26 protein-coding genes and 1 pseudogene are annotated in these 22519 nt (G+C 37.0%); 19 read left to right on the top strand and 8 right to left on the bottom strand.

What is annotated here, in order from left to right:
• Position 1 precedes the first annotated feature (1 nt).
• The 7 genes from walK to rlmH all read left to right on the top strand — a co-directional run bounded on the left by walK (position 2) and on the right by rlmH (position 7096).
• On the top strand, positions 2 to 1825 hold the full coding sequence (gene walK, locus CD001_RS02495; RefSeq protein ID WP_096186056.1) for a cell wall metabolism sensor histidine kinase WalK: 1824 nt from the start codon (positions 2 to 4) through the stop codon (positions 1823 to 1825).
• Positions 1818 to 3188 (top strand): YycH family regulatory protein, encoded by a 1371-nt coding sequence (locus CD001_RS02490; RefSeq protein ID WP_096186055.1) that lies wholly within the window; start codon positions 1818 to 1820, stop codon positions 3186 to 3188. Before walK ends, CD001_RS02490 begins: the two co-directional genes overlap by 8 nt.
• Before the next feature lie 2 nt (positions 3189 to 3190).
• A complete protein-coding gene (locus CD001_RS02485) occupies positions 3191 to 3976 on the top strand; it encodes a two-component system regulatory protein YycI (RefSeq protein ID WP_096186054.1) in 786 nt (261 codons plus the stop codon).
• A 4-nt stretch (positions 3977 to 3980) separates the two neighbouring features.
• Positions 3981 to 4775, top strand: a complete 795-nt coding sequence (locus CD001_RS02480) for an MBL fold metallo-hydrolase (RefSeq protein WP_096186053.1) — start codon at positions 3981 to 3983, stop codon at positions 4773 to 4775.
• Between the two features lie 220 nt (positions 4776 to 4995).
• Positions 4996 to 6210 carry a S1C family serine protease gene (locus CD001_RS02475; RefSeq protein ID WP_096186052.1) on the top strand — a complete coding sequence of 405 codons (1215 nt, stop codon included), beginning with the start codon at positions 4996 to 4998 and terminating at the stop codon, positions 6208 to 6210.
• Between the two features lie 181 nt (positions 6211 to 6391).
• A complete protein-coding gene (locus CD001_RS02470) occupies positions 6392 to 6550 on the top strand; it encodes a CxxH/CxxC protein (protein WP_096186051.1) in 159 nt (52 codons plus the stop codon).
• 66 nt (positions 6551 to 6616) lie between these two features.
• Complete coding sequence (rlmH, locus tag CD001_RS02465) at positions 6617 to 7096, top strand: 23S rRNA (pseudouridine(1915)-N(3))-methyltransferase RlmH (protein ID WP_096186050.1); 480 nt, start codon at positions 6617 to 6619, stop codon at positions 7094 to 7096.
• A gap of 107 nt (positions 7097 to 7203) precedes the next feature.
• Here rlmH and CD001_RS02460 read toward each other — a convergent pair whose 3' ends face one another.
• Both CD001_RS02460 and CD001_RS02455 read right to left on the bottom strand, forming a co-directional pair.
• Positions 7204 to 7581, bottom strand: a complete 378-nt coding sequence (locus CD001_RS02460; protein ID WP_096186049.1) for a VOC family protein — start codon at positions 7579 to 7581, stop codon at positions 7204 to 7206.
• A gap of 53 nt (positions 7582 to 7634) precedes the next feature.
• Positions 7635 to 8499 (bottom strand): annotated as a pseudogene (locus tag CD001_RS02455) (helix-turn-helix domain-containing protein).
• Positions 8500 to 8840: 341 nt separating this feature from the next.
• Between CD001_RS02455 and CD001_RS02450 the strand changes: the two are divergent.
• From CD001_RS02450 to CD001_RS02435, 4 genes are all read left to right on the top strand, one after another.
• Positions 8841 to 9284 carry a methyltransferase family protein gene (locus tag CD001_RS02450; RefSeq protein WP_096186048.1) on the top strand — a complete coding sequence of 148 codons (444 nt, stop codon included), beginning with the start codon at positions 8841 to 8843 and terminating at the stop codon, positions 9282 to 9284.
• Between the two features lie 733 nt (positions 9285 to 10017).
• Positions 10018 to 10482, top strand: coding sequence for a GNAT family N-acetyltransferase (locus CD001_RS02445; protein WP_179298583.1), 465 nt, complete (start codon positions 10018 to 10020; stop codon positions 10480 to 10482).
• A gap of 183 nt (positions 10483 to 10665) precedes the next feature.
• Positions 10666 to 12186 carry a malate:quinone oxidoreductase gene (locus CD001_RS02440; protein ID WP_096186046.1) on the top strand — a complete coding sequence of 507 codons (1521 nt, stop codon included), beginning with the start codon at positions 10666 to 10668 and terminating at the stop codon, positions 12184 to 12186.
• A gap of 188 nt (positions 12187 to 12374) precedes the next feature.
• Positions 12375 to 12647, top strand: a complete 273-nt coding sequence (locus CD001_RS02435; RefSeq protein WP_096186045.1) for a hypothetical protein — start codon at positions 12375 to 12377, stop codon at positions 12645 to 12647.
• Here CD001_RS02435 and CD001_RS02430 read toward each other — a convergent pair.
• Together CD001_RS02430 and CD001_RS02425 are read right to left on the bottom strand one after the other, a co-directional pair.
• Complete coding sequence (locus CD001_RS02430; protein WP_096186044.1) at positions 12624 to 13001, bottom strand: VOC family protein; 378 nt, start codon at positions 12999 to 13001, stop codon at positions 12624 to 12626. The two genes, CD001_RS02435 and CD001_RS02430, sit on opposite strands and share 24 nt — an antisense overlap.
• A 52-nt stretch (positions 13002 to 13053) precedes the next feature.
• The gene (locus CD001_RS02425; RefSeq protein WP_096186043.1) at positions 13054 to 13917 is read right to left on the bottom strand and encodes a helix-turn-helix domain-containing protein; all 864 of its coding nucleotides are present in this window, start codon (positions 13915 to 13917) and stop codon (positions 13054 to 13056) included.
• A gap of 175 nt (positions 13918 to 14092) precedes the next feature.
• On the opposite strand from CD001_RS02425, the gene CD001_RS26225 reads away from it, so the two are divergent.
• Positions 14093 to 14263: a hypothetical protein gene (locus CD001_RS26225; protein WP_179298582.1), complete on the top strand. Its 171-nt coding sequence runs from the start codon at positions 14093 to 14095 to the stop codon at positions 14261 to 14263.
• 57 nt (positions 14264 to 14320) lie between these two features.
• Here CD001_RS26225 and CD001_RS02420 read toward each other — a convergent pair whose 3' ends face one another.
• The 3 genes from CD001_RS02420 to CD001_RS02410 all read right to left on the bottom strand — a co-directional run bounded on the left by CD001_RS02420 (position 14321) and on the right by CD001_RS02410 (position 17019).
• Positions 14321 to 14833 (bottom strand): hypothetical protein, encoded by a 513-nt coding sequence (locus CD001_RS02420; RefSeq protein ID WP_096186042.1) that lies wholly within the window; start codon positions 14831 to 14833, stop codon positions 14321 to 14323.
• Between the two features lie 416 nt (positions 14834 to 15249).
• The gene (locus CD001_RS02415) at positions 15250 to 15531 is read right to left on the bottom strand and encodes a phospholipase (protein ID WP_096186041.1); all 282 of its coding nucleotides are present in this window, start codon (positions 15529 to 15531) and stop codon (positions 15250 to 15252) included.
• 288 nt (positions 15532 to 15819) lie between these two features.
• On the bottom strand, positions 15820 to 17019 hold the full coding sequence (locus CD001_RS02410) for an aminotransferase class I/II-fold pyridoxal phosphate-dependent enzyme (RefSeq protein ID WP_096186040.1): 1200 nt from the start codon (positions 17017 to 17019) through the stop codon (positions 15820 to 15822).
• Positions 17020 to 17225: 206 nt separating this feature from the next.
• Between CD001_RS02410 and CD001_RS26765 the strand changes: the two genes are divergently transcribed.
• From CD001_RS26765 to CD001_RS02390, 5 genes are all read left to right on the top strand, one after another.
• Entirely contained in the window at positions 17226 to 17357 is a 132-nt protein-coding gene (locus CD001_RS26765) for a P-loop NTPase family protein (RefSeq protein ID WP_257009689.1), read from the top strand.
• A gap of 28 nt (positions 17358 to 17385) precedes the next feature.
• Positions 17386 to 17766, top strand: coding sequence for a hypothetical protein (locus tag CD001_RS02405; RefSeq protein ID WP_257009688.1), 381 nt, complete (start codon positions 17386 to 17388; stop codon positions 17764 to 17766).
• Positions 17767 to 17929: 163 nt separating this feature from the next.
• Positions 17930 to 18793, top strand: a complete 864-nt coding sequence (locus CD001_RS02400) for an ion transporter (protein WP_096186039.1) — start codon at positions 17930 to 17932, stop codon at positions 18791 to 18793.
• 156 nt (positions 18794 to 18949) lie between these two features.
• Positions 18950 to 19432 carry a methylated-DNA--[protein]-cysteine S-methyltransferase gene (locus tag CD001_RS02395; protein WP_096186038.1) on the top strand — a complete coding sequence of 161 codons (483 nt, stop codon included), beginning with the start codon at positions 18950 to 18952 and terminating at the stop codon, positions 19430 to 19432.
• 219 nt (positions 19433 to 19651) lie between these two features.
• A complete protein-coding gene (locus CD001_RS02390) occupies positions 19652 to 19918 on the top strand; it encodes a hypothetical protein (RefSeq protein ID WP_096186037.1) in 267 nt (88 codons plus the stop codon).
• A 6-nt stretch (positions 19919 to 19924) separates the two neighbouring features.
• Here the strand turns inward: CD001_RS02390 and CD001_RS26220 are convergent, their stop codons facing one another.
• Positions 19925 to 20080, bottom strand: coding sequence for a hypothetical protein (locus CD001_RS26220; protein ID WP_179298581.1), 156 nt, complete (start codon positions 20078 to 20080; stop codon positions 19925 to 19927).
• Between the two features lie 211 nt (positions 20081 to 20291).
• On the opposite strand from CD001_RS26220, the gene CD001_RS02385 reads away from it, so the two are divergent.
• Both CD001_RS02385 and CD001_RS02380 read left to right on the top strand, forming a co-directional pair.
• Entirely contained in the window at positions 20292 to 20471 is a 180-nt protein-coding gene (locus tag CD001_RS02385) for a small acid-soluble spore protein H (RefSeq protein ID WP_096186036.1), read from the top strand.
• 584 nt (positions 20472 to 21055) lie between these two features.
• The gene (locus CD001_RS02380) at positions 21056 to 22519 is read left to right on the top strand and encodes an ABC transporter permease (RefSeq protein WP_096186035.1); all 1464 of its coding nucleotides are present in this window, start codon (positions 21056 to 21058) and stop codon (positions 22517 to 22519) included.

The raw sequence follows: 22519 nt of genomic DNA, 5'->3' as shown, positions 1-22519 counted from the left end.
AATGAAAAACATTCGCTTTTATAAATCAATACACGTAAAAATTGTCATTATTTATGTGCTATTGATTTTGGTTGCCATGCAAGTAATCGGAGTGTATTTCACAAATCAGCTCGAAGATCAGCTTATCGAAAACTTTAGAGAGCGGGTTAATGAACAAACCAATTTGCTTGCTTACAATGTCGAGCAAGAATTAACTCGTGATGTTGAAGAAGAGGAACGAGATTTACAATGGGAAATAACGAGGTTACTAGCGGATTTATACAATATAGGTGATACAGATGTTCAAGTAATTGACAGCAATAATACGGTCATTGCAGGAAGCCCGGGTGTCCGTGAGACTGTCGGGCAACGAACAACAGAAGTAAGGATAAAACGAGCATTAATTGGTACACCAACAGAGCCAGAACCAGTACGTAATGATGAAACTGGAGAACGTCTCCTTGTTCTAGTAGAACCGATTGAGTCTGACAATGATATTATCGGAGCTTTATATATCGAGGCATCGATGGAAGAAATATACGAACAGATGCAATCCATTAATCAAATTCTCATGACAGGTACGATTATGGCATTAGCGATTACCGCTATTTTAGGGATTCTTTTGTCGAGAACGATTACAAGCCCGATCGTCGATATGAAAAGACAAGCCCTCGTTATGGGGAAGGGTGATTTTTCCCGTAGTGTAAAAGTGTACGGTGATGACGAAATCGGTCAACTCGCGAACGCTTTTAATGATTTGACAAATAAGCTGCAAGATGCCCATGCAACAACCGAAGGAGAACGACGTAAGCTTTCTTCAGTCCTGACTCATATGACAGACGGAGTTATTGCAACGAACAAGCACGGGAACATTATTTTAATGAATCGAAGAGCAGAAGAAATGCTAGATAAAAAACAAGAAGATGTTCTCGATTCAGAAATCACAAAAATATTGAACTTGAACAAATTTATGGACCTTGAAGACTTATATGCGATTCAAGATCCGATTTTATTAGATTTTGACAATGAAGATGAAGAAATTATATTGGAAGCAAATTTCTCGATCATTGAAAAAGAAAATGGTGAATATAACGGAATTATTGCTGTGTTACATGACGTAACGGAACAAGAGCGAATTGAAGAAGAAAGACGCGAGTTCGTTGCGAATGTGTCACACGAATTACGTACACCGCTAACATCAATGAAGAGCTATTTAGAAGCTCTTGCAGATGGTGCACTTGAAGATAAGGAAGTAGCGCCGAGGTTTATTCATGTTACCCAAACGGAAACAGAACGAATGATTCGACTCGTCAATGATTTATTACAATTGTCTAAAATGGATAGTAAAGATTTCCATATGAATATGACGCAATTTGAAATGGCAGCGTTTGTCGATCAAATTATCGACAGGTTTGAGATGTCTACGAAAAATGAATCAATTGAATTTATTCGGAAAACGAATGTAGAGCCGATTTATGTCAAAGGTGACCGAGATAAACTTACGCAAGTAATGGATAACATTTTATCGAATGCTGTAAAGTATTCACCTCATGGCGGCGCGATTACGTGTATTATGAAAAAAGAAAAGGATCGTGTCGTCATTAGTATAAAAGACGAAGGTGTTGGAATTCCGAAAGACAATATCCAACACGTGTTTGACCGTTTTTATCGAGTGGATAAAGCGCGTTCCCGTAATCTAGGCGGAACAGGATTAGGGTTGGCAATCGCAAAAGAAATAGTTCTTACACATGACGGAGCGATCTGGATAAGCAGTGACTGGGGGAAAGGAACAACGATTTCCTTTAGTCTGCCGTTAGTGGACAAGGCGGTGAACGATCATGATTGAACTGATAAAGTCGATCATTTTATGGATTTTAGTTCTGACTAGTATCATTTTAACGTGGCAAATTTGGGCGTACCAACCAGAATATGACGTAATAAGAACAGACGTTGAGTACTTTGAATCGATTGAAATTGGCGAAGAAAAGTCTACAAGAGACGTCTTAATTCCAGATCATATTACTATCCACGAAGAAGGAGATGTGTATTGGCTAAATCCAAGTCAGGATTCTTATGATAACATTATGGAGGAAATCGCTGATCTATCAATTCCGTTCCTTCGTACAGGTGACAGCCGCAGAGTCCCATCAATGAACAGGGATTATGATGGAAGAAACATTGAGCTTTCATTTAATGATCCGGTACAAGGTGATTGGCTTACTAGACTGTTCGATTTTGAAGAAGAACAATTTCCACTTGATACTGTTGATCGTATTATTCTTTTTGAAAATGAAGAATCCAGTGATACAGAAGTCTCGGTCAGGTTTATTTCACTCTCTGAAGCGGATAATGTCCAAGCGGATACGAACCTTCCATTAAGTCAACTGCTGAGCTTTTATGAAAATGATCGTGACCGGCTAGTCCCAGCTAAAAAACATCTTTTTAATGAAGACGACGATCATCATTATCAGGATGTAAAGTATGTGCCGAATGAAGAATTTCATTTGAATTCATATACGTATTTGTCAACGAAACTTGAGGAACGAGACTTTATCGGTGCATTATTCTCGGACCCTCAATTTGTAAAGAACTATCCGCAAGACAATGATACGATTTATACCGATGGAAACAGAATGATGAGTATTGTTGGGAACGGACTCATATTAGATTATGCTCATCCATCAACGGGTGTCAACCAGCAAGAAGATGTAACAGAACAGTCAATTCTCCGAGCAAGTCTAAACTTTATTAACGCACATAAAGGTTGGACAGATAACTATGTTATCGATAGTTGGAATGAGACGTCCATCAATGATTCGATCCGATTCCGACTACAAATTCAAGGGCTGCCAATTTTAGGCTCGAACATTAATCGGGACGGATTTTATACGATGGAAATCACAAGAGTTGGAAACCAGGTTACTGAGTATAAGCGGTCATTGTTCCAGCTGAATGAAAACGAAGAAGACTTTGAAATAGAAACGAACACAGAAATGCCTTCATTTGATGACGTATGGTCATTTATTGAAGAGAGTGAAAACATTCATGAGGATTTAGTGGAAGATATGAAAATCGGTCATTATATGAATCGTCAAGGTGCGTTAATCTATTTAACGCCATCATGGTTTATAAAAGAAAGAGGAAGCTGGAAACAGGTTGATATGCATGCTGAAGTTTTACAGGACGCACCGAATCGTGAGGTTGATTAACTATGGACTTTAGTAAAACAAAAACGATTTTTATTATTACATTTCTCATCTTAAATATCTTCCTGACTTTTCAGCTAGTCGAAAAACGAACTTCAGGCAATATTAGTTCTCTGTCACCAACGAGTTTGCAGTTAGAATTAAATGAATGGAATATTGACGTTCACATCGATGATGCCGAAGAAACACAGCGCGGATCTTATATATCTGGAACAACGAGATCCTTTAGTGAGGAGAGAGTCCAGCGGCAGCTTGACGGTCAGAACGTACAATTAATTGATGAATATGAAATTTATTCAGAACTTGAAGATCCATATCAACTGTCAGATGACAACTTACGAGCACGTGTCGATGCTTTTTTACAGCAGAACATATTATATGGTGATGAATATCAGTTTTCTCATTATGATGAAGAACGAAACATCATTGCCCTTCACCAGACGTATGAAGGAAGGCCGATTGACCAATATAAACGGTCGAGAGTCCATCTCGTGCTAACGTTAAACGAAGATTTCCAAGTTGTCGCGTACAATCAGCAATATATGGAGATTACCCCTCAAGGAGGAGAGCAAGAGATGCTATCCCCGATGGAAGCGATCAAAACATTGCTGAGAGAACAATTAATTCCGGAAAACACAGTGATAGATAATGTTCAGCTCGGGTATAACAGTCAAATTCAGACGACAGTCGAAATTCAAGTGTTTTCACCAGTGTGGCAAATTCAAGTAAATGATGAAATCTATCTTGTCAGTGCGATAGAATCAGATGTTCAACGTGTGGAGAGTGAATAGCAGTATGAGTTTACGGTTTAGTGTATTAGCGAGCGGGAGTACAGGAAATGCCATTTATGTTGAAACAGACGATCAGAAATGGCTCATCGATGCAGGTTTAAGCGGGAAGAAAATTGAACATTGTTTTGAACAAGTGAATGTTCCTCCACAAGATTTAAATGGCATTCTTGTCACTCATGAGCATAGTGATCATATTAAAGGGGTCGGTATTTTAGCAAGGCGATACAACCTTCCAGTTTATGCAAACGCCAAAACGTGGCATGCTATGGAAAGTGCATTAGGGACATTGATACTTGATCAAAAATTTCATTTCGAAGTTGGTGAAACGAAAGCGTTCGGTAGCTTAGATGTAGAATCGTTCGGTGTTTCTCATGATGCAGCAGAGCCGATGTTTTTCTCCTTCCATCATGAAGGAAGGAAGTTGTCAGTTGTCACGGATACAGGGTACGTCAGTGAGCGGATAAAAGGGGTCACGAAAGATTCACATACGTTTGTCTTTGAGTCGAATCATGATATGGACATGCTGAGAATGGGAAAATATCCTTGGAACGTAAAACGCCGAATATTAGGTGATGAAGGACACGTTTCCAATGTTGATGCCGGATTAGCGTTAGCCGATATTTTGACCGATAAAGGGGCAGATGTCTATCTTGCCCATTTAAGTCTTGATAACAATATGAAAGACATTGCCCGAATGACTGTTCAACAGACGCTTGAAGAAAAAGGCTTTGAGATCGGCAAACAAGTAAAGTTGCATGATACCGACCCGTTAAAACCGACACCGATCGTTTATGTATAATATGGTATCGCGATGGGAAATCCTAAATATGTGTGAAAAATTATCGAAAACACCGCATTATAATAGACGATAGTAATCATAGTTTTATAAAATAGAATTGCATCATGATCGATGACACATGACTTTTCTCTTAGGAGATGTATCAAAAGGATGGCTTGTTCGGGGCTCGTTTCATCTTTTTAAGCATCTCAATAAATATAGATGTTGAGGAGGGTTTGCCATGGGTTATTACGATAGTCAATACGAAACGACGAGAAAGAGAGAGAAGAACAAGTCGAGCCGAAACGGACTCATTTCCTTTATAAGTGCAGCCATCGGAGCACTCATTGTTGTTTTCTCAGTCCCTGTACTCGCGAACTATGGTTTTCTGCCATATGAAGTTGTTCCTAAAGGGACAGAACCTGTTGTCGATACTGCAGCAGAAATAGAAGAAATTGAGCCAGGCTCTGTGACGAATATTAGTATGACTTCAGAAGTCATTGAAGCTGTCGATAATGTGTCTGAAGCCGTCGTTGGCGTCATCAATATGCGTGAATCCTCTGGCTTTTTTCAAGGGAGTCAAGAAGGAACAGGCTCTGGTGTCATTTATAAAGTCGAAGATGACATTGCTTATGTTGTGACGAACCAGCACGTCATTCAAGGAGCAAATGAGGTTGAAGTTACGTTAGCAGACGGTTCAAGAGTCGAAGCCGAGCTTATCGGCGGCGATCAGTTTACCGACTTAGCTGTATTAACGATTGATGCAGAACATGTAACAGATGTTGCTGAATTTGGTGATTCAGATGCATTACGCGCAGGTGAGCCCGCGATTGCGATCGGAAATCCGCTCGCGTTCGAAGGATCTGTTACATTAGGAATCATAAGTGCTGTCGAGCGAAGCATTCCTGTTGATTTAACAGGAAACGGACAGCCTGACTGGAATGCCGAAGTAATCCAAACGGATGCAGCGATTAATCCAGGGAACAGCGGCGGTGCACTTTTAAACATCCGTGGTGAAGTGATCGGGATTAACTCGATGAAAATTGCGGAGCAAGCGGTTGAAGGAATCGGTTTTTCAATCCCGACTGCGATCGTCCAGCCAGTCGTTGATGATATAGAACAACACGGTGAAGTCCGCCGACCGCAAATGGGTGTTGAGATTCACTCGTTAAACGAAATTCCAAGCTCATACTGGCAAGGGGTGCTCAATCTTCCTGAAGATGTGAAAGGCGGCGTTTATATTGATGGTGTTACGCCAGATTCGCCAGCAGCAGATGCAGGACTTCAAGAAGGCGATGTGATCGTTGAATTAGATGGTGAAGAGGTAAAAGATACACATGATCTCCGACGCTTCTTATATACAGAAAAACAGATCGGTGATTCAGTGACAGTCGGCTTTTATCGCGAAGGTGAATTAGATGAAGTTGAACTCACATTAGACGAACAAGTATTTTAATAAAATTTGATTCGCGAAAGTCCAAGGTGAAGGAGCCTTGGGCTTTTATTCTTTGTGGATAACAAATAATCTCGATTTGCTTAGGGCTCTTTTAATTATCCACAGACTGTTTTTCATCATGTTAAGGTGTTTATGTTATGATAGAAAGCGAATTAATTGTCGAATAAAAGGAGACGTGACGATGTTTTACAGCTGTGATGAACATATTGATATCGCATTAGAAGAGGCAATTGATGAGCGGGAGATGCCACCTGAAATTGTTAAAGTATCAGAAGAAGAAAAATTGTCCACAACATGTTTCATGTGTGAGAAGACCGCTGGTTATAAAGTGAGTGGATAACTCCACAAACACCCTGTGAATATGTGGATAAGTTCTGTGGATAACAAGATAAAAGGAGACTGTCCTGTGAATATCTCAATCATTTCTGTCGGAAAACTAAAGGAAAAATATTTAAAGGAAGGCATTCAAGAATATTCGAAACGATTATCATCGTATGCGAACGTTCAGCTCATCGAAGTTGCGGATGAAAAGGCACCGGAAAACATGAGTGATGCAGAAATGCTGCAAGTAAAGCAAAAAGAAGGCGAACGACTTTTAAATAAAATAAATCCAGATACATATGTCATTGCACTTGCCATTGAAGGGAAAAAGTGGACGTCGGAGAGGTTTGCAAAGGAGCTTGATCAGTTAGCAACGTACGGTAAAAGCAAAATTGCATTTGTGATCGGTGGCTCGGTCGGATTAAGTAAAGACGTCCTAAAACGTGCAAACCTACACCTATCCTTTTCAGAAATGACTTATCCACACCAGCTCATGCGCCTCATCCTCCTCGAGCAAATCTACCGCGCGTTTCGGATTAACCGGGGTGAACCGTACCACAAATGATGGTAAAGCGGAGGGTAGAAGTAATTCTTGATAAAGAAGTATTAAAAAGTCTAATTTAAATTGAAGGAGACCGTTCGTGTGATTCAGACGGTCTCCTTTTGGTTTTCTTAAATTTGTACTTCACTCATCAATGCATGAGTATTATCTTCTGTATCTTTAAAAAATACCATCCATGTTTCAGTTTGTCCCATTTTCGTTACCACATGTGGTTCATCGATAAAAGGAACTTCTTTATCTACTAAGCGTTCATAAGTATCTTTAATATTATTTACTTGAAAATAAATAACCGAACTTGAATGAGCAAATTCCTCTTTTTCTGGAAGTGTTAACATGAGCCGTCGGCCATCGCATTCAAAAAATGCCATACTATCCGTGTTAAATAATAGAGAAAGTCCTAGTTTATCTTTATAAAAATCCAGTGCCCTATTTATATCTTTTACAGGTATTCCAATTTGCCTAACATTCTTAATCATGGTAGTATTCATAAAACATTTCTCCCTTCAAATTTATTATTCCTAATAAGAATAAAGAATCTCCCTTATAATTTCTTATCCAATCTCACTTTTTTTCGATATTCTTTAGGAGATAAACCAACATGTTGCTTAAACATTTTACTAAAGGATACCGGGTTTTGATATCCAAGTATAAAGGTTATATCAGTCATATTTTTATCTACTTTTGATATATAGTTGCTTTGCTTTTTGTATTCTAAACTCTGAAATATGCTGATGAGGAGTTCTACCGTATATTTGATAGTAAGTTCTTAATAAATGGTTAGGTGATAAACAAGCGACTCTTGAAATTTCATCTAGTTTTATAGGATTATCAAAATAAGATCTAATATAATCATGCGCAATACTTACCCTTCTAAATAATTCTTCACGTGTAGAATGACGAATGGCGTGTAAGCTTTCTATTTCTTTATATGTATTTATGTGTTCATTTAAAATAGAATACATTATCTTATGGAATTGTTCCTCATAACCAACGGAATTAATATCAAGACTGGGTAATATCTGCATGAAATATTCCAATTGATAAGATAGAATATTATTTTTATGATAGGTTTTTTCGAAAAAGCCAATTGTACTTGTATCCTTAAACGGATCGCTTAGAAGACGCTCATTTGTTTCTTTTAAGGAATGAAGGACTTCTTCTGCAAACCCATCTTTAAAGAAAAGACAAAAGGATTCTACAACTTTAGGTTCTTCAATTGAAATTGTGTATGCACCTTCATTGAGAAGTAGGTATCTACTCTCTTCAACAGCAAAAAAACCTTTGTTAGTCTTGTAATGGGCTTTACCATTAAAGAATGTTTTAATGGACAGTTGACCATTTCCTTCCCAGTAAAACTGTTCACTTTTTGCATGTAACACGAAATTGGTAGAATCACTTTTTGACATAATAAAAACTCCATAATAGATAATTTATTTTTCCTAGTAATATTATACATAATAATGGAATTTCAAGTATGTTCATATATATTATCAATGACTTTGGACAAACCATACCATAAATAAAGGCAAAAATATTGAAGGTATGATGACATTTGTCTTTTAAGATTTGATGAGCAATTCTCCTCTACAGATTCTACAAAACAGATGGATATGGCTCTTGTACGTATGAACTTGTCATTTTTGGAGAATTAGTAAATAAAATTTAGAGTGAGGACTTAATTTATGTTAATGAATCTCTGTCACTTTACAATTAAAATAGTAAGTAAATTCATAAGGGGGAACTGTCTATGAAGGTGTTATTACCGCCTCACTTATTTCTTATTTGTTGTCTTGGAATGGTGTTGTTAAGAATATATTATCCATATTATTTATGGATTTCGATGCCTTATAATCTAATTGGTTTTATTCTTGTCGTGGGAGGTTTAGCAGTATCGAATTGGGGTTCGAATTCATTTCGTCAACATCAGACTAACATTCACACATTTAAAAAGCCGGATCGATTAGTGATCGAGGGCCTTTTCAAGTATAGTAGAAATCCGATGTATACAGGCTTTTTGGTTGCGTTAGTTGGTCTGTTTATTGTATTGGGTGCGATTTCTACTGCTGTTTTCGTTTTATTATTTCTTATTATCACAGACCGGTGGTACATTAAATACGAAGAAAAAGAGCTAACGGAAACATTTGGATCAGAATACGAGAGGTATAAGGCTTCAACTAGGAGATGGATTTAGAAACTGTTTTCTCCTCCTAATATAATTGTTACCGTAAGGACTTTTATAATTATGAGATATCGCAAAATTAGTAATCAACAAGACTATTTACCCCCTCATTTAATAAATATGATCCATACGATCACAAATGAGGCTTTTACGACTTCTAGCATTTTAAATAAAGTCATGGGTGAAAATGAAATTCCCTATACTTAATGGAAGCAATTAATAAAGGGTTTTGAAGAAATTGAGCACATTAGCTATGAAATCGAAAAAATGGGTAGAGCGAGGTCTAACCTAATTGTACTCGAGAGTTCAAAGCGCAACGAAATCAACGTCTTATTTAATCAATAACGAATTTAATCATTCATAGAAGATAAATATTTCGAAACGGATTTGGAAAGGTTGGATAACATCACGTTTCCGCCAGAAACTCAATCAATGTTAGAGCTTATTTAGGACACGAGTGTTGAATGGAAAAATACATGGAATAATAATTCTGTTTATACAAATATAATAAAGCGAACTGATTGGGTAGATTAGATATGATAAAGGAGTCTTCGATTACATTTCAGGAGCTATACTCTTGTCAAAACTAACGAAATACGACTAGCGCTTATGATAGTCGTGTTTGTTAAGTTCTATTTCTTCATCAAACGATCGTTTTCTTTTAACGGTAGCAGGAAAGCTTTTTCACTAACAGGAGAGGATCATGAAAAAATAGTTATTTATATAAGAAGAGGAGGTGTTTAACTTGTTAATTAGACAGTATGAGAAAAAGGACACCGAACAAATTGTAAATTTATTTAGAGAAACAATTCTTACGGTTAATTACGGAGACTACACTGAGAAACAAGTTGAGGTTTGGGCAAATACTAACTCAAGTATTGAAGCTTGGGAAAAACGTCTTGAAAATAGTATTACATATGTAGGAGTTATCGATAAACAAGTTGTAGGGTTTGGAAACTATACTAAAAATGGTGAAATTGATTTGTTTTTTACTCATAAAGATTATCAAAGACAGGGGGTTGGAGCACAACTACTAGACTGTCTAGAAAATAGTGCGAAATCAAAAGGCGATACAGAAATATTGACTGAAGCGAGTATAACTGCAAAGCCATTCTTCGAATCGAAAGGTTATCAAGTATTGGATAAACAAAAAAAGAACCTTAAAAATACAGAATTCATTAACTTTATCATGAAGAAAAAACTTATATAGACCCTCATTATAATAGGAAGTTTTTCTAGCAAATAAATGTATTAATCTATAAAAAATTCTGATAAACTAGTAATAGTTATTATTCTCAGAAAAGATGTATAATAGCAAACGCTTTCTAATTCATATAAAAGTAGGAGCATGCTACATCTTTTTGAAAATCATTTCGTATGAGGGACGATAAAAATGAGTAATAGAGCAGCTAAAACAGACGTCATTATGATTGGTGCAGGAATTATGAGTGCGACTTTAGGAACACTCTTGAAACAGTTAGCACCTGAATGGGATATTAAAGTGTTTGAGAAGCTCGAAAACGCAGGTGAAGAAAGCTCTAACGAATGGAATAATGCGGGAACGGGGCATGCAGCGCTGTGCGAGCTTAACTATACCGTCGAACAACCGGACGGTTCGATAAATATTAGCAAAGCGATAAATATTAATGAACAGTTTCAAGTTTCCATGCAGTTTTGGTCTTACCTTGTAAATAGCCAACTCATACGTAATCCACAGGATTTCATTATGCGATTACCTCATATGAGTTTTGTACAAGGCGAGCAAAATGTTACTTTTTTAGAAAAACGTTTTAAAGCGCTTTCAGCTAATCCTTTGTTTCAAGGGATGGAATATAGCGATAACCCTGAAAAGCTGAAGGAATGGATTCCGCTTATTATGGAAGACCGGACATCGAATGAACCGATAGCCGCAACAAAAATCGATTCCGGAACGGATGTTAACTTCGGTGCATTAACGCGGATGTTATTTGACCACTTAAACAACAGAAACGTTGAGATAAATTATAAACATCAAGTGAAGGATGTAAAACGGACGAGTGACGGCTTATGGGAAGTGAGAGTACAAAATCTTGACAGTGGTACAGTTGAACGACATAAAGCAAAATTCGTCTTTATCGGAGGCGGTGGAGGAAGCTTACACTTATTGCAAAAATCAGGTATTCCTGAAGGGAAACAGATTGGAGGGTTCCCGGTAAGCGGAATCTTTATGGCATGTAACAATCCATTTGTTGTCGAGCAGCACCATGCAAAAGTATACGGAAAAGCGAAAGTCGGTGCTCCTCCAATGTCTGTTCCACACCTTGATACAAGATATATTGACGGTAAAAAATCATTGCTATTTGGACCGTTCGCTGGTTTTTCACCAAAGTTTTTAAAATACGGTTCAGTGTTCGATTTGTTAACGTCAATCAAGCCGAACAATGTTTTAACGATGTTGGCGGCGGGTGCAAAAGAGATGTCGTTGACCAAATATTTAATTCAGCAAGTGATGTTATCGAAAGAAAAGCGCATGGAAGAGTTACGTGAGTTTATCCCGAATGCGAAAAGTGAGGATTGGGATTTAGTCGTAGCGGGACAGCGCGTGCAAGTGATTAAAGATACTGAAGCAGGCGGGAAAGGAACGCTTCAATTTGGTACGGAAGTGATCACGGCCGAGGATGGATCGATTGCAGCCTTACTTGGTGCTTCACCTGGTGCTTCTACTGCTGTTCATGTCATGTTTGAGATCATCAAAAAGTGCTTCCCGCAACATTTGGAAGAGTGGGAGCCGAAAATGAAAGAAATGGTACCATCTTACGGAATGTCGCTCATGGATAACAGAGAGCTTCTCGAAGAAGTTCATACGACAACAGCACGGGCACTTGGTTTAGAGGATCAAACGAAAGAGGATACTCGGATATTGCAGGAAGTATAAAGTGCCGTTTTGGCACTTTATACTTCCTTTTCTATAGTTAGACAATTGTTTCAAAAGGCTTCGGAATCAATTAGTTCACTTTAGCTCAATATATTCTTCAAATTACCATTCGAATGTTATTCTTATCTTGGAAACAAATGTCTTTATGTTATTATTAAAGGGAATTATAATCGACAAGGAGTGATATTATGGGAAAAAGTACTGCAAGAAAGAAACGAGAACACATTTTACGAAATAGCGGTCGCGATGTAACGAAATCTAGAGGAATGGTATATGGTTTTAGTACTCACGAAAGAAAAACGAAAACAAAACATGACAAAATAAAAACAATGGAAAAGAAACATAAAAAGAGGTTCCTTCATCAGCAAAACCAACAAGATGAAGGAACTTTTTTATTGTCAAAAGAGACATGTAATCGTAACAGTCTCGATCTTTTATTAAACTTGAACTTCATTCATTAAGGCATGCGTATTCCCTTCAGTGTCGATAAAAAAGGCCATCCATGTTTCGGTCTGCCCGACTTTTGCAACAATATGTGGTTCATCGATAAATGTCACTTCTTTATTTAGATAGTCTTCGTATGAGTCCTTAATGTTACTTACTTCAAAATAAAGAACTGAACTTGCATGGGCAAATTCCTCTTTTTCTGGAAGTGTTAACATTAACCGCAGCCCGTTACATTCAAAAAATGCCATATGATCAGTCTTAAATAATAGAGAGAGACCGAGTTTCTCTTTATAAAAATCTACAGCTCGATTTAAGTCTTTAACAGGTACTCCAATTTGTCCAATTTTTTTAATCTTTTTCGTTTCCAAAGACCATGTCTCCTTTCAATTATCTTCTTAACGATAGAATAAACCATTTTATTTACAAGTTCTTATCCAATATCACCTTTTTTCGATATTCTTTAGGGGACATACCGACATGCTGCTTAAACATTTTGCTAAAGGAGACAGGGTTTTCAAAACCAACTTTAAACGTTATATCGGTCATCGTATCGTCTCGTTTTGCTAATAGATGTTTAGCCTTTTGTACTCTGAATTTAGATATGTGTTGATGAGGTGTTTTACCGTATAATTGAGCATACGTTCGTAATAAATGATTCGGTGATAAACAAGCAATTTGTGCAATATCATGTAGTTTTATAGGTGTATCGAAATAGGCACGGATATAATCATGGGCTATACTGATTCTCTTAAACAATTCCTCTCGTGTAGAATGGCGAATTGCTTTTAATGATTCAACTTCTTTATATGAATGGAAATGATCATACAAAACTAATTGGATGAGCCTATGAAATTGTTCTTCATAACCAACAGAATTCACTTCGAGACAATGGATGACATGCTTAAACGTTTCTAATTGAGCATCAAGCGTCTTTTTTTTATGATACGTTTTTTCAAAAAATTCAATAGAGCTGAAGTCTTTAAACGGATCAGTTAGCAGACGGTCGTTTGACTCATTTAATGAATGAAATACTTCGGCAGCGAACCCTCTTTTAAAAAATACACAAAATGATTCCACAACTTTTTTTTCATCGATTGAAATCGTGTATGAGCCTTCATTGAGAAGAAGGTATCGGTTTTCTTCAACAACAAAAAAGCCTTGATTCGTCTTATAGCGAGCCTTTCCATTAGAAAAGGTTTTTATGGAAAGTTGACCTGTTCCTTCCCAGTAAAATTGGTTACTTTTTGCATGCAATACGAAATTGGTGGAAGACTTTTTCGTCATATTATCCTCTCCGTAGTTGTGACCTTTTTTCTAGACCACAGTCGTTTGTATATATTTCTCAGTTTCTTCCTTAATTCCTTCTCCATTTTAATGAAGGGTGCCATGAGGAAAGAAAGTAGGTAAGATGTTACACTTACAAGCGGGCTGAGTAAAAAATGATTGCTGGAGGTTGGACATGTTTATTCTTGGTGTCGCGATTATAACTAGTGTTACATTTTTTAATACCTGTGTCACAATATCGAAGAAAATTAAGAATGGAGAGGATGAAGGAGCAGACAGAATTTTTGCATCGACGATGTTAATTATTGCACTCTTTTGTATCTTAATGATTGCTACTAGTGGATAAATAAGGGTATGTATAAACCTTAAACCTAAAAATCTCCCATATTGGGAGATTTTTGGCCTATTGATTTATTTCAAGATTAGCAAGAAGGTTTTGCTTGTAATACTTCATAAAACCGATAAACATGAAAATCGAACCAAGGATGTTATAGGCAACACGGAAGCCGTGAACGAGTAAGAACTCTTGTGCTGTTTGCTGTAAAAACTCAGCGGAGTGAACTGCCGCCCCTTCAATAAACATAATTTCATTACGCGGCCATTCGAAAACGATTGAAGTCGCACCTTCTAGGATGATCATGACCGTACTGAACAAAATCCAATAGCGAACCGGTTTTACTTTCCATGATAAAATCAATGCTAACAATCCAGTTACAATACTTAGCATTCCTAACGGAGGGAAGTATGTGCCGGGACTTGTCACCGCCATAAATTCCAAACTAACTTCAAATGAATTAGGAACGTCGTGGAATATATTTGGATATACCATGAATGTATCTAAAAAGATACTTCCTAATAAAATCCATTGAACCCATAGATGGGATAATAACGATATAAATGTAATCTTTCTGATCATCATCATCGCTCCTTTATGATTACTATTTTTTAGCTGAAACAAAGGTCACGCAGGTCCTTGCCTCACTAGTAAGCAATCATAATCGATGATTCTTAACTTCCTATTATGTATTTCTTAAAAAAATCTTAAGGATTCGCTTGAATTTTCGTGTAAAGTTTCACCTACAAGCAGAAAGCATGAAGTTCATTCTCCATGCTTTTCGAATCATTTGTACTTGATATTTGCATATTAAACTAAGTTAATTAAAGGAACAATTTGTCACTTCCTTTTCTAGGGAGGTTGGGTGTATGCTAACCTCAATTATTCTAGGTGGTGGCAATTTTTTTGGTTATAAAACGATCTAGCTTATTTAATATAAACGTTTTGAGAATACGATTATTTTGTGGAGAGAAGCGACAGTATTAAAAAGAACAAGATCATCTATATCCAGCACACGTAAATACAGTTTGCAGCTTCATATATTGATAGAGTGTCCGGGCATGTCTGCCTTCTTGTGTATATGGATTGATAAGCGGGCGGAGACGGTTCATGAAATGCTGATCACATATACATCGATTTCGATGCCGTCTGTAGCATAAGTCATGCTCTCTACAGGCTGCATCTACATGATTAATTGGAGCACCTGGTCCACTACAGCCAGGACCACACCAATTATAGCCTGGAAAAACACAAAAACCTCGATTTCCTCTTTGCTGCACAAGATTAACCCCTTTCTTAGAAAGCTTTCGTTTAAACTCATTGTTTCAATGTGAAAAAAGTTATAGGAGTAACGGAGACGTGAACCTACTCGTACACTCTCGCCTTAATGTAGTACAATTTATTCAACAGCACCACCGGTTGTATAAACCGTTACCTATATAAAAATTAGGCATAATCAAAAAAAATGATAGTGAGTAATGATAAAGAAAATGTTGATGACGTATAAGTCATTGTAATTAGAGTGTAAAAACTTTTTTTACTGTAAAAAAAGACGCAATTTGCGCCTTTTAATTAACCATGACCTGACTCTTAATCTTCGAGAATGCTTCTAATATTAAGTTAACATGTTCTTCTTCATGAGTTGACATCAAGCATATACGAATTAATTGATGTCCTTCCCTTACCCCTGGACTTACTGCTGCGTTCGTAAATACGCCATGTTCCATCAGAGCTCCCCATGTTTTAAATACGAGCATGTCATCACCTAAAATGACTGGAATAATGGGGACGATTCCTTCGGGGACACGATAACCAAGTTTTTGCAGACCTTTTCGAAGTAATTTTGTAAGATATTGAAGTTTGTCGATTCGTTCCGGTTCAGCTAGTAGAATGTCTAGAGAGGCAATTGTTGCTGCGGCCTGTGCAGAAGGTAAACTTGCTGAAAAAATATGAGCAGGGCTATTATATTTTAAATAATGAATAAGGTCTTTACTTCCTGCAACGAAGCCTCCGATGGAGCCAAAGCTTTTTGAAAATGTACCGACAATCATATCGACTTCATCATCTAGACCATAATAACTTGCTGTTCCAGCACCCTTTTTTCCAATAACCCCTATGGCATGAGCATCATCAAGCATAATTTTAGCTCCAGCCTCTTTTGCAGCTTGAACCATGTTTGGAAGATCAACGATCGTCCCTGACATCGAAAATACACCATCAGAAACAATCAATTTCCCAACGTCAATAGAAGTATGACTTAAACAACGGGTCAAGTGATTCATATCATTATGTTTGTATCGAACAACTTGATTTTTATTCAAAGACATTCCCCGAGATATAAGTGTAGCCTGAACAATACTATTATGATTGTCTCGATCACTAAATATTACGTCCTTCCGACCAATCAAAGGAACAACCGTACCTTCATTCGTTTGATACCCAGTTGTAAACGTGAGAGCCGATTCTTTTCCAACAAACTTGGCTAATTTCTCTTCTAGCTCATCATGAAGATCTAACGTTCCATTATGTAATCTGCAACCATTGTTACTAACTCCATATTTCTTGATTGCCTTGATTGATGCTTCTTTCACTCTCTCATCCTGGGAAAATCCGTGATAATTATTTGAACCCGCCATAATGACCGTTTGCCCACCCATTGTGACAATGGGTCCATTGTTTTCTTCAATTGGTCGATAGTATGGAAAGATAGAAGAGTTTTGTATATCTTTTCCCCTTGAATACGTTCTTACTTTATTAAATAAATCCATCAATCAACAACCTCCTATATTATTCCAATAGACTTTGGGACTATTATATCATTTTAGTTCTTTCATAAATTAAAATAATAGATAATTGATGGAAAATTCATGAAGTTTATATAATGGTAGTTGAAAATGTCCAATTTAGGTGAATAAATTTATTAACGGTTTGCGGATTTCATTTACAATAAAACATCCGAGGAGGGTGATCAAACATGATCATATTAATATGTGGTCCTAGCTGTACGGGGAAAACATTGATGGCTCAACAGCTCCTTGAAAAATATTATATCCCTTATTTTTCGATTGTTCATCTTAAAATGGCGGTGTATCGAAGCGGATCGTAACGAAGTAATTGCCGAGAAATTGTGGCCGATGATTAAAGAGATGATTTATACGATAATCGAAAATAACCAGCACATGATTATCGAAGGGTGCTACTTGCTTCCGGAAAAAATAAAGGAATTAAAAGATACATATCCGGATCGTATCATCTCCATGTTTCTTGGCTTTTCTACCGATTACATACAAAATCACTTTACATCACACGTGATTAAGCATAGGAACGTGATAGAGACGCGAAACTACCCGGAAGAGCGACATGTCACTCAATTTATACGTGAGCACGATGAAAATAAACAGCGATGCTTAAAATCGGATGTCGCTTATTGCGAGATTGACCGCAATTACGAAGAGGAAATAAAAGCAGGTTATGACTATATACATAACCGATTAACTAAAATGAACACGCTATAAACGAATAAACATCATTTTCTTCTAATTAATTCCTACTTTTAATGAAATTGTCATAGATGATTATGCGTTATTTTATTGCTATAATGAAAGAAAAGGAATGTAAAACTGATATAATAATAGAAATGAAACATATATTGATAGAAGGGACATGTGGGGTTACACAATGGAATTAAAGAATAAAGAAGAACCAAGTATAAACAACCGTTCGATTAGAGAACGATGCCGCCAAATCGTTGAACATAAAAATTTTCAACCAATTGTGATTGGGATCATCCTTTTTAACGGTTTGGTTATCGTCGCTGAGACGTATATGATGGGTAATAGTGTATTGCTCGCATTAGATAAGATCATCGTTTGGGTCTTTGTCGCAGAGCTCATTTTAAAATTATTCGGACTCGGCTTCAGGGGCTATTTCTCTGACCGTTGGAATATTTTTGATTTCTCAATTGTAATCGGAAGTATCGTCTTTTACTCAACTCCTTTCGTGAGCGTGCTCAGGTTAATTAGGGTATTGCGGTTAATCAGAATGATCCCGGCAATTCCTGCTTTACGAAAAATAATTGACTCACTCATGAAATCAGTTCCGGCTTTAACTGGGATATTAGGGTTATCAGTGTTGATTTTCTCGATTTATGCGATTATCGGAACTACCTTTTTTAACGGTGTTCTTCCTGATGAATTTTTTGGAAGTTTCCATTCATCACTCTTTACGTTAATGCAAGTCGTTACGTTTGAATCTTGGGCGAGTCAAGTTGCAAGACCGATTATTAATGAAATACCGTGGGCATGGGCTTATTTCGTTTCCTTTATTATCATCGGAGCACTCGTCATTTTAAACTTAGTCGTTGCTGTTATTTTAAGCTATTTAGGCCAGGATGATGAAGCGAAACGTGAAGAGCAGATGGACAGGCTATATAAAGAGAATCAAGAACTAAAGCAAGACATTAAAGAAATTAAACAACTCATCCTTGACCGTCATGATCAAACGACAAGTAATAAAGATGACGTCCACGAAAACAGCCGTTAGAAAAAGCAAAAATCATATAAATTTGATCGGAAAAGAGGAGTATAGACATACTTCTCTTTTTTTGTAGCGCATTGAATATAAAAGCAAGAATGAGGACGAAAAGCCTCGTTTACTCTTGTATAATAGACAAAAATCGGATGATCATTGGAGGTACGTATGAATATAAATGAAAAAGTAGATTACGAATCACCAATTGGAATTTTGGAAATCACAGGGACAGCTGAAGCGGTGCACTCGATTTTGTTTACTGAACGAGATCAAGTCAAACATGTACGTAACGATGGAACTCCTAAAGTATTAATCGAATGTATCGAACAGTTAGATGAATATTTTAAAGGAACACGTCAAACATTCTCATTCCCTTATCTCTTTGAAGGAACCGATTTTCAAGTGAACGTTTGGAAAGAGCTAACCAAAATCCCGTATGCACATACAGGCTCTTATAAAGAGATCGCTGCTGCGATAGGAAATGAAAAGGCTATTCGTGCGGTCGGAAGTGCTAATGGGAAAAACAAGATGAGTATCGTCGTACCTTGCCATCGTATTATTGGCTCAAATGGAAAATTAACTGGCTATGCAGGGGGATTGTGGAGAAAAGAATGGCTGCTAAACCATGAAAACTCGTTTAAACAGTCATAATATAATGTTATATCAGACAAAGTTTCTTCTTCACACGTCAGAGGTTAACGATTGATTTCGAAGAGAGTCTTTTTAAATGCGCACAGATTTAGCATATTCATGCTCGTCGTTTTTCTGTTTGTTGCTATTTTAATTTCATCATGAGCACGAAAGGGGTTAGTCTGCGACTGCTATTAAGGACAATTAAATTACAGTGATGAAACTGGAGGAACTTTCTACATGGAAACGAAAATTAATAAATTTTTTATATTTTTAGGAGTGATATGGACTCTTTTATTTGCTGGTATGAGTTTTTACTGGGCAATGGGTGGCATGATTGGTGTTAGATCATTAGGAGGCGCTATCTATGAACAGTCTTTAAGTCCAGTAGGTATTTTAGATTTTGATTTAGACAGACACGCTACTTTATGGAGATTATTGTTTTGGGAGCCATACTGGATGATCGGAGGTATATGTTACTTTTTCTCTATTAAAAAGATCAAGTGAAAGGGTTTAATGACATTCTCGTTCAATTCCACCATTGTTCATGTCTCCTGATCCGTTAATCACTGCGATATGAATGGTTTCTATCGTACGCGGCAATTTTATTGCTTCTTCAATCGGTTTAATGTCTGATTCTGATGGTGCGAAGCGGGTCGACGTTATCATTAAACTCCAAATATATGTATATTTTTATGATCATTACAAATAGTAAAAGGGGAATTGTTCAAAAGGTCTTGGCTCCTTCAAAGGGAGACTTCAGTTGGACTATCATGGCGAGCAAACACAAAGTTTATTCATTATGTAGTACTCGCCGTTCTGTTGTAGCTGTAGCACCTTTTGGAACAGACCACCCATAAATCATAAGGAGGTGCTTGATTTGGACGCACAAAGAGCACAGCAAATCTCTAATTCACAAACAATGGCTAATGTCATGTATAACGGACAGCAAATCTACATAGAGCATGTTGATCAAAACAACGGAGTTGCGACGATCCATCCTCTTGATAATCCGAATGAAAAGCAAAGTGTTTCAGTCGACAGCTTAATCGAGCAATGACCCATCCTGTTAAAGCTAGACGAACAAACAGGAGCGTTGTATCGATTGATAAGCTGACTCGGAGTAAATTGTAATACGGGAAATAGGGGGACTTAAAAGGGAAAACGGCCTTAAGTCCCCTTTTTCTTTAGTTCGGATTTGACTTGACTAGGTTGAGCTCGGTCGTCTAGGCGGACAGAGGATACGTGTTTTATAGGAAATAACGAATCTGATGTCCTCAAAGCATACGAAATCGACATGTTTTTGAGAAATAACGGATCCAATGACCGCGAACGAAAAGATACAACCTCACCTCGTTGTGCACCACATGCTCTCTTTTGCCCGTCCATCCATCTACCCTACCATGGGAGCTGAATATTTACCAACTAAATAAAAGCTAAAAAATAACAAATATTGAAAAATGTGTTGTGACCTTGTGAATCTAGTAATATACTAAAATTGTATAATTATAGAAAAATATAAAAGGTCATGTTAAATTTTGGAGGGTGGTGTAAAAACGTTTCGATACATGTTTAAGAAAAATAGAAATGAACATGTGGAGAAACAAGGTGTTCGTTCATTTTTTATATTTGAGGAGGACGGCAATGAATTTTTTTAAACGAGGCTTATTAAATATTACGAGGAAAAAGGGAAAGTCAATTATTTTATTAGCTATTATTTTAATTTTAGGGAATTTAATAGCAGGTGCTATTTCAATTCAGCAAGCGACAGATAATGTCGAAACGACGATTAAAGAAAGAATGGGAACCGCAGCGACATTAGAACTAGATTATGATGCGATTTCAAACATGAGCGACTCAGAAATGATGGAATTTGAATTTTCTCCATTAGACCTTGATTTGATCAAGCAAGTTGGGGAATTGGATTATGTTAAGTATTATGACTTTAGTACTTCGACATATCTAGGTTCTGAAAGTTTAGATAGCTACCAAGGCGAAGGAATGGAAGATCATGGCTATTACCAAGACGAATTCAACATGAACTTCAGATTGAAAGGGACAAACTATGCGCCTATCATTGATTTTGAAGAAGGCGAAAGCCAATTAGTAGATGGTCGGGTCTTCACTGAAGAGGAGTTAGAGAATGGTTCATCAGTAGCGATTATTTCTAAAAAGCTAGCTGATTTAAACAATCTCCACGTTGGAGATAACTTTATGTTAACGAATGTTGTTTTTGATTACTCGGAAGGTCAAGAAGAAGTATACAATTCCCGTGATGTCCCATTAGAAATTATTGGCATATTTGAGCCGCTGTCAGTTGGTGAATCTGATGAAGAGTCATCAGAACAAGGCATGTGGGATTTCATGGATATTGAATTACAAAATACAGTTTATGTTTCTAACGATACCGTGTTAAGTGAGCTAAGGTATAATACGGAGCAATATATGGAAATGGACGAAGAATATGCAGCGGCAATGGAAGGAGAGGAACATCAAGATCACTATACACCGATATACATTTTGAACTCATCAGACGATGCAAGTGCATTTGCAGAAGAAGTACAACCATTGTTACCAGAACTTTATGTCGTCAGAAATGTAAGTGATCATTTTGAAAACATTGCTGGACCGATTCAATCGATGTCGACACTCTCAAACTATGTCCTAATTGTTTCTATTGTGGCATCCGTATTAATTATTGGTTTAGTCGTCTTATTATTTTTACGAGATCGTAAACATGAACTAGGGATTTACTTATCTTTAGGAGAGCGTCGCGGCAAAGTTGTAGGACAAGTATTAATCGAAGTGATGATCGTTGCATTCATTGGTATTACATTGTCATTATTTAGCGGGAACTTATTAGCTGACGGTGTTTCAGATATGATGATGCAATCAGATAACCAAAACCAAGGCTTTGATGATATGGCTTATTACGGCGAACTTCAGTCAGATTTGACGACAGAAGATGTATTAGAATCCTATCAAGTTCAACTTGATCCTAGTTATATTGTGATGTTCTTTGCTGTCGGTCTTTTCACAATTCTTTTATCGACCGTGATACCACTCGTTTATATTGTTCGTTTAAATCCGAAGAAGATATTGATGTAA

It is taken from the genome of Evansella halocellulosilytica (assembly GCF_002335745.1).
GTDB lineage: Bacteria > Bacillota > Bacilli > Bacillales > Salisediminibacteriaceae > Bacillus_CA > Bacillus_CA halocellulosilytica.
The sequence above is the reverse complement of the archived record's forward strand: the minus strand, read 5'-3'. Positions and strand labels throughout refer to the sequence as shown.

Coding starts and splice junctions, on each gene's coding strand:
- CD001_RS02400 (WP_096186039.1), top strand. CDS start 17,930: ATGGAATTAAAGAATAAAGAAGAACCAAGTATAAACAACCGTTCGATT.
- CD001_RS26765 (WP_257009689.1), top strand. CDS start 17,226: ATGATCATATTAATATGTGGTCCTAGCTGTACGGGGAAAACATTGATG.
- CD001_RS02475 (WP_096186052.1), top strand. CDS start 4,996: ATGGGTTATTACGATAGTCAATACGAAACGACGAGAAAGAGAGAGAAG.
- CD001_RS02380 (WP_096186035.1), top strand. CDS start 21,056: ATGAATTTTTTTAAACGAGGCTTATTAAATATTACGAGGAAAAAGGGA.
- CD001_RS02390 (WP_096186037.1), top strand. CDS start 19,652: ATGGAAACGAAAATTAATAAATTTTTTATATTTTTAGGAGTGATATGG.
- CD001_RS02435 (WP_096186045.1), top strand. CDS start 12,375: ATGGGAAAAAGTACTGCAAGAAAGAAACGAGAACACATTTTACGAAAT.
- CD001_RS26225 (WP_179298582.1), top strand. CDS start 14,093: ATGTTTATTCTTGGTGTCGCGATTATAACTAGTGTTACATTTTTTAAT.
- CD001_RS02485 (WP_096186054.1), top strand. CDS start 3,191: ATGGACTTTAGTAAAACAAAAACGATTTTTATTATTACATTTCTCATC.
- CD001_RS02470 (WP_096186051.1), top strand. CDS start 6,392: ATGTTTTACAGCTGTGATGAACATATTGATATCGCATTAGAAGAGGCA.
- walK (WP_096186056.1), top strand. CDS start 2: ATGAAAAACATTCGCTTTTATAAATCAATACACGTAAAAATTGTCATT.
- CD001_RS02440 (WP_096186046.1), top strand. CDS start 10,666: ATGAGTAATAGAGCAGCTAAAACAGACGTCATTATGATTGGTGCAGGA.
- CD001_RS02420 (WP_096186042.1), bottom strand. CDS start 14,833: ATGATCAGAAAGATTACATTTATATCGTTATTATCCCATCTATGGGTT.
- CD001_RS02490 (WP_096186055.1), top strand. CDS start 1,818: ATGATTGAACTGATAAAGTCGATCATTTTATGGATTTTAGTTCTGACT.
- CD001_RS02425 (WP_096186043.1), bottom strand. CDS start 13,917: ATGACGAAAAAGTCTTCCACCAATTTCGTATTGCATGCAAAAAGTAAC.
- CD001_RS02460 (WP_096186049.1), bottom strand. CDS start 7,581: ATGAATACTACCATGATTAAGAATGTTAGGCAAATTGGAATACCTGTA.
- CD001_RS02410 (WP_096186040.1), bottom strand. CDS start 17,019: ATGGATTTATTTAATAAAGTAAGAACGTATTCAAGGGGAAAAGATATA.
- CD001_RS02480 (WP_096186053.1), top strand. CDS start 3,981: ATGAGTTTACGGTTTAGTGTATTAGCGAGCGGGAGTACAGGAAATGCC.
- CD001_RS02405 (WP_257009688.1), top strand. CDS start 17,386: ATGATTAAAGAGATGATTTATACGATAATCGAAAATAACCAGCACATG.
- CD001_RS02450 (WP_096186048.1), top strand. CDS start 8,841: ATGAAGGTGTTATTACCGCCTCACTTATTTCTTATTTGTTGTCTTGGA.
- CD001_RS26220 (WP_179298581.1), bottom strand. CDS start 20,080: ATGATAACGTCGACCCGCTTCGCACCATCAGAATCAGACATTAAACCG.
- CD001_RS02395 (WP_096186038.1), top strand. CDS start 18,950: ATGAATATAAATGAAAAAGTAGATTACGAATCACCAATTGGAATTTTG.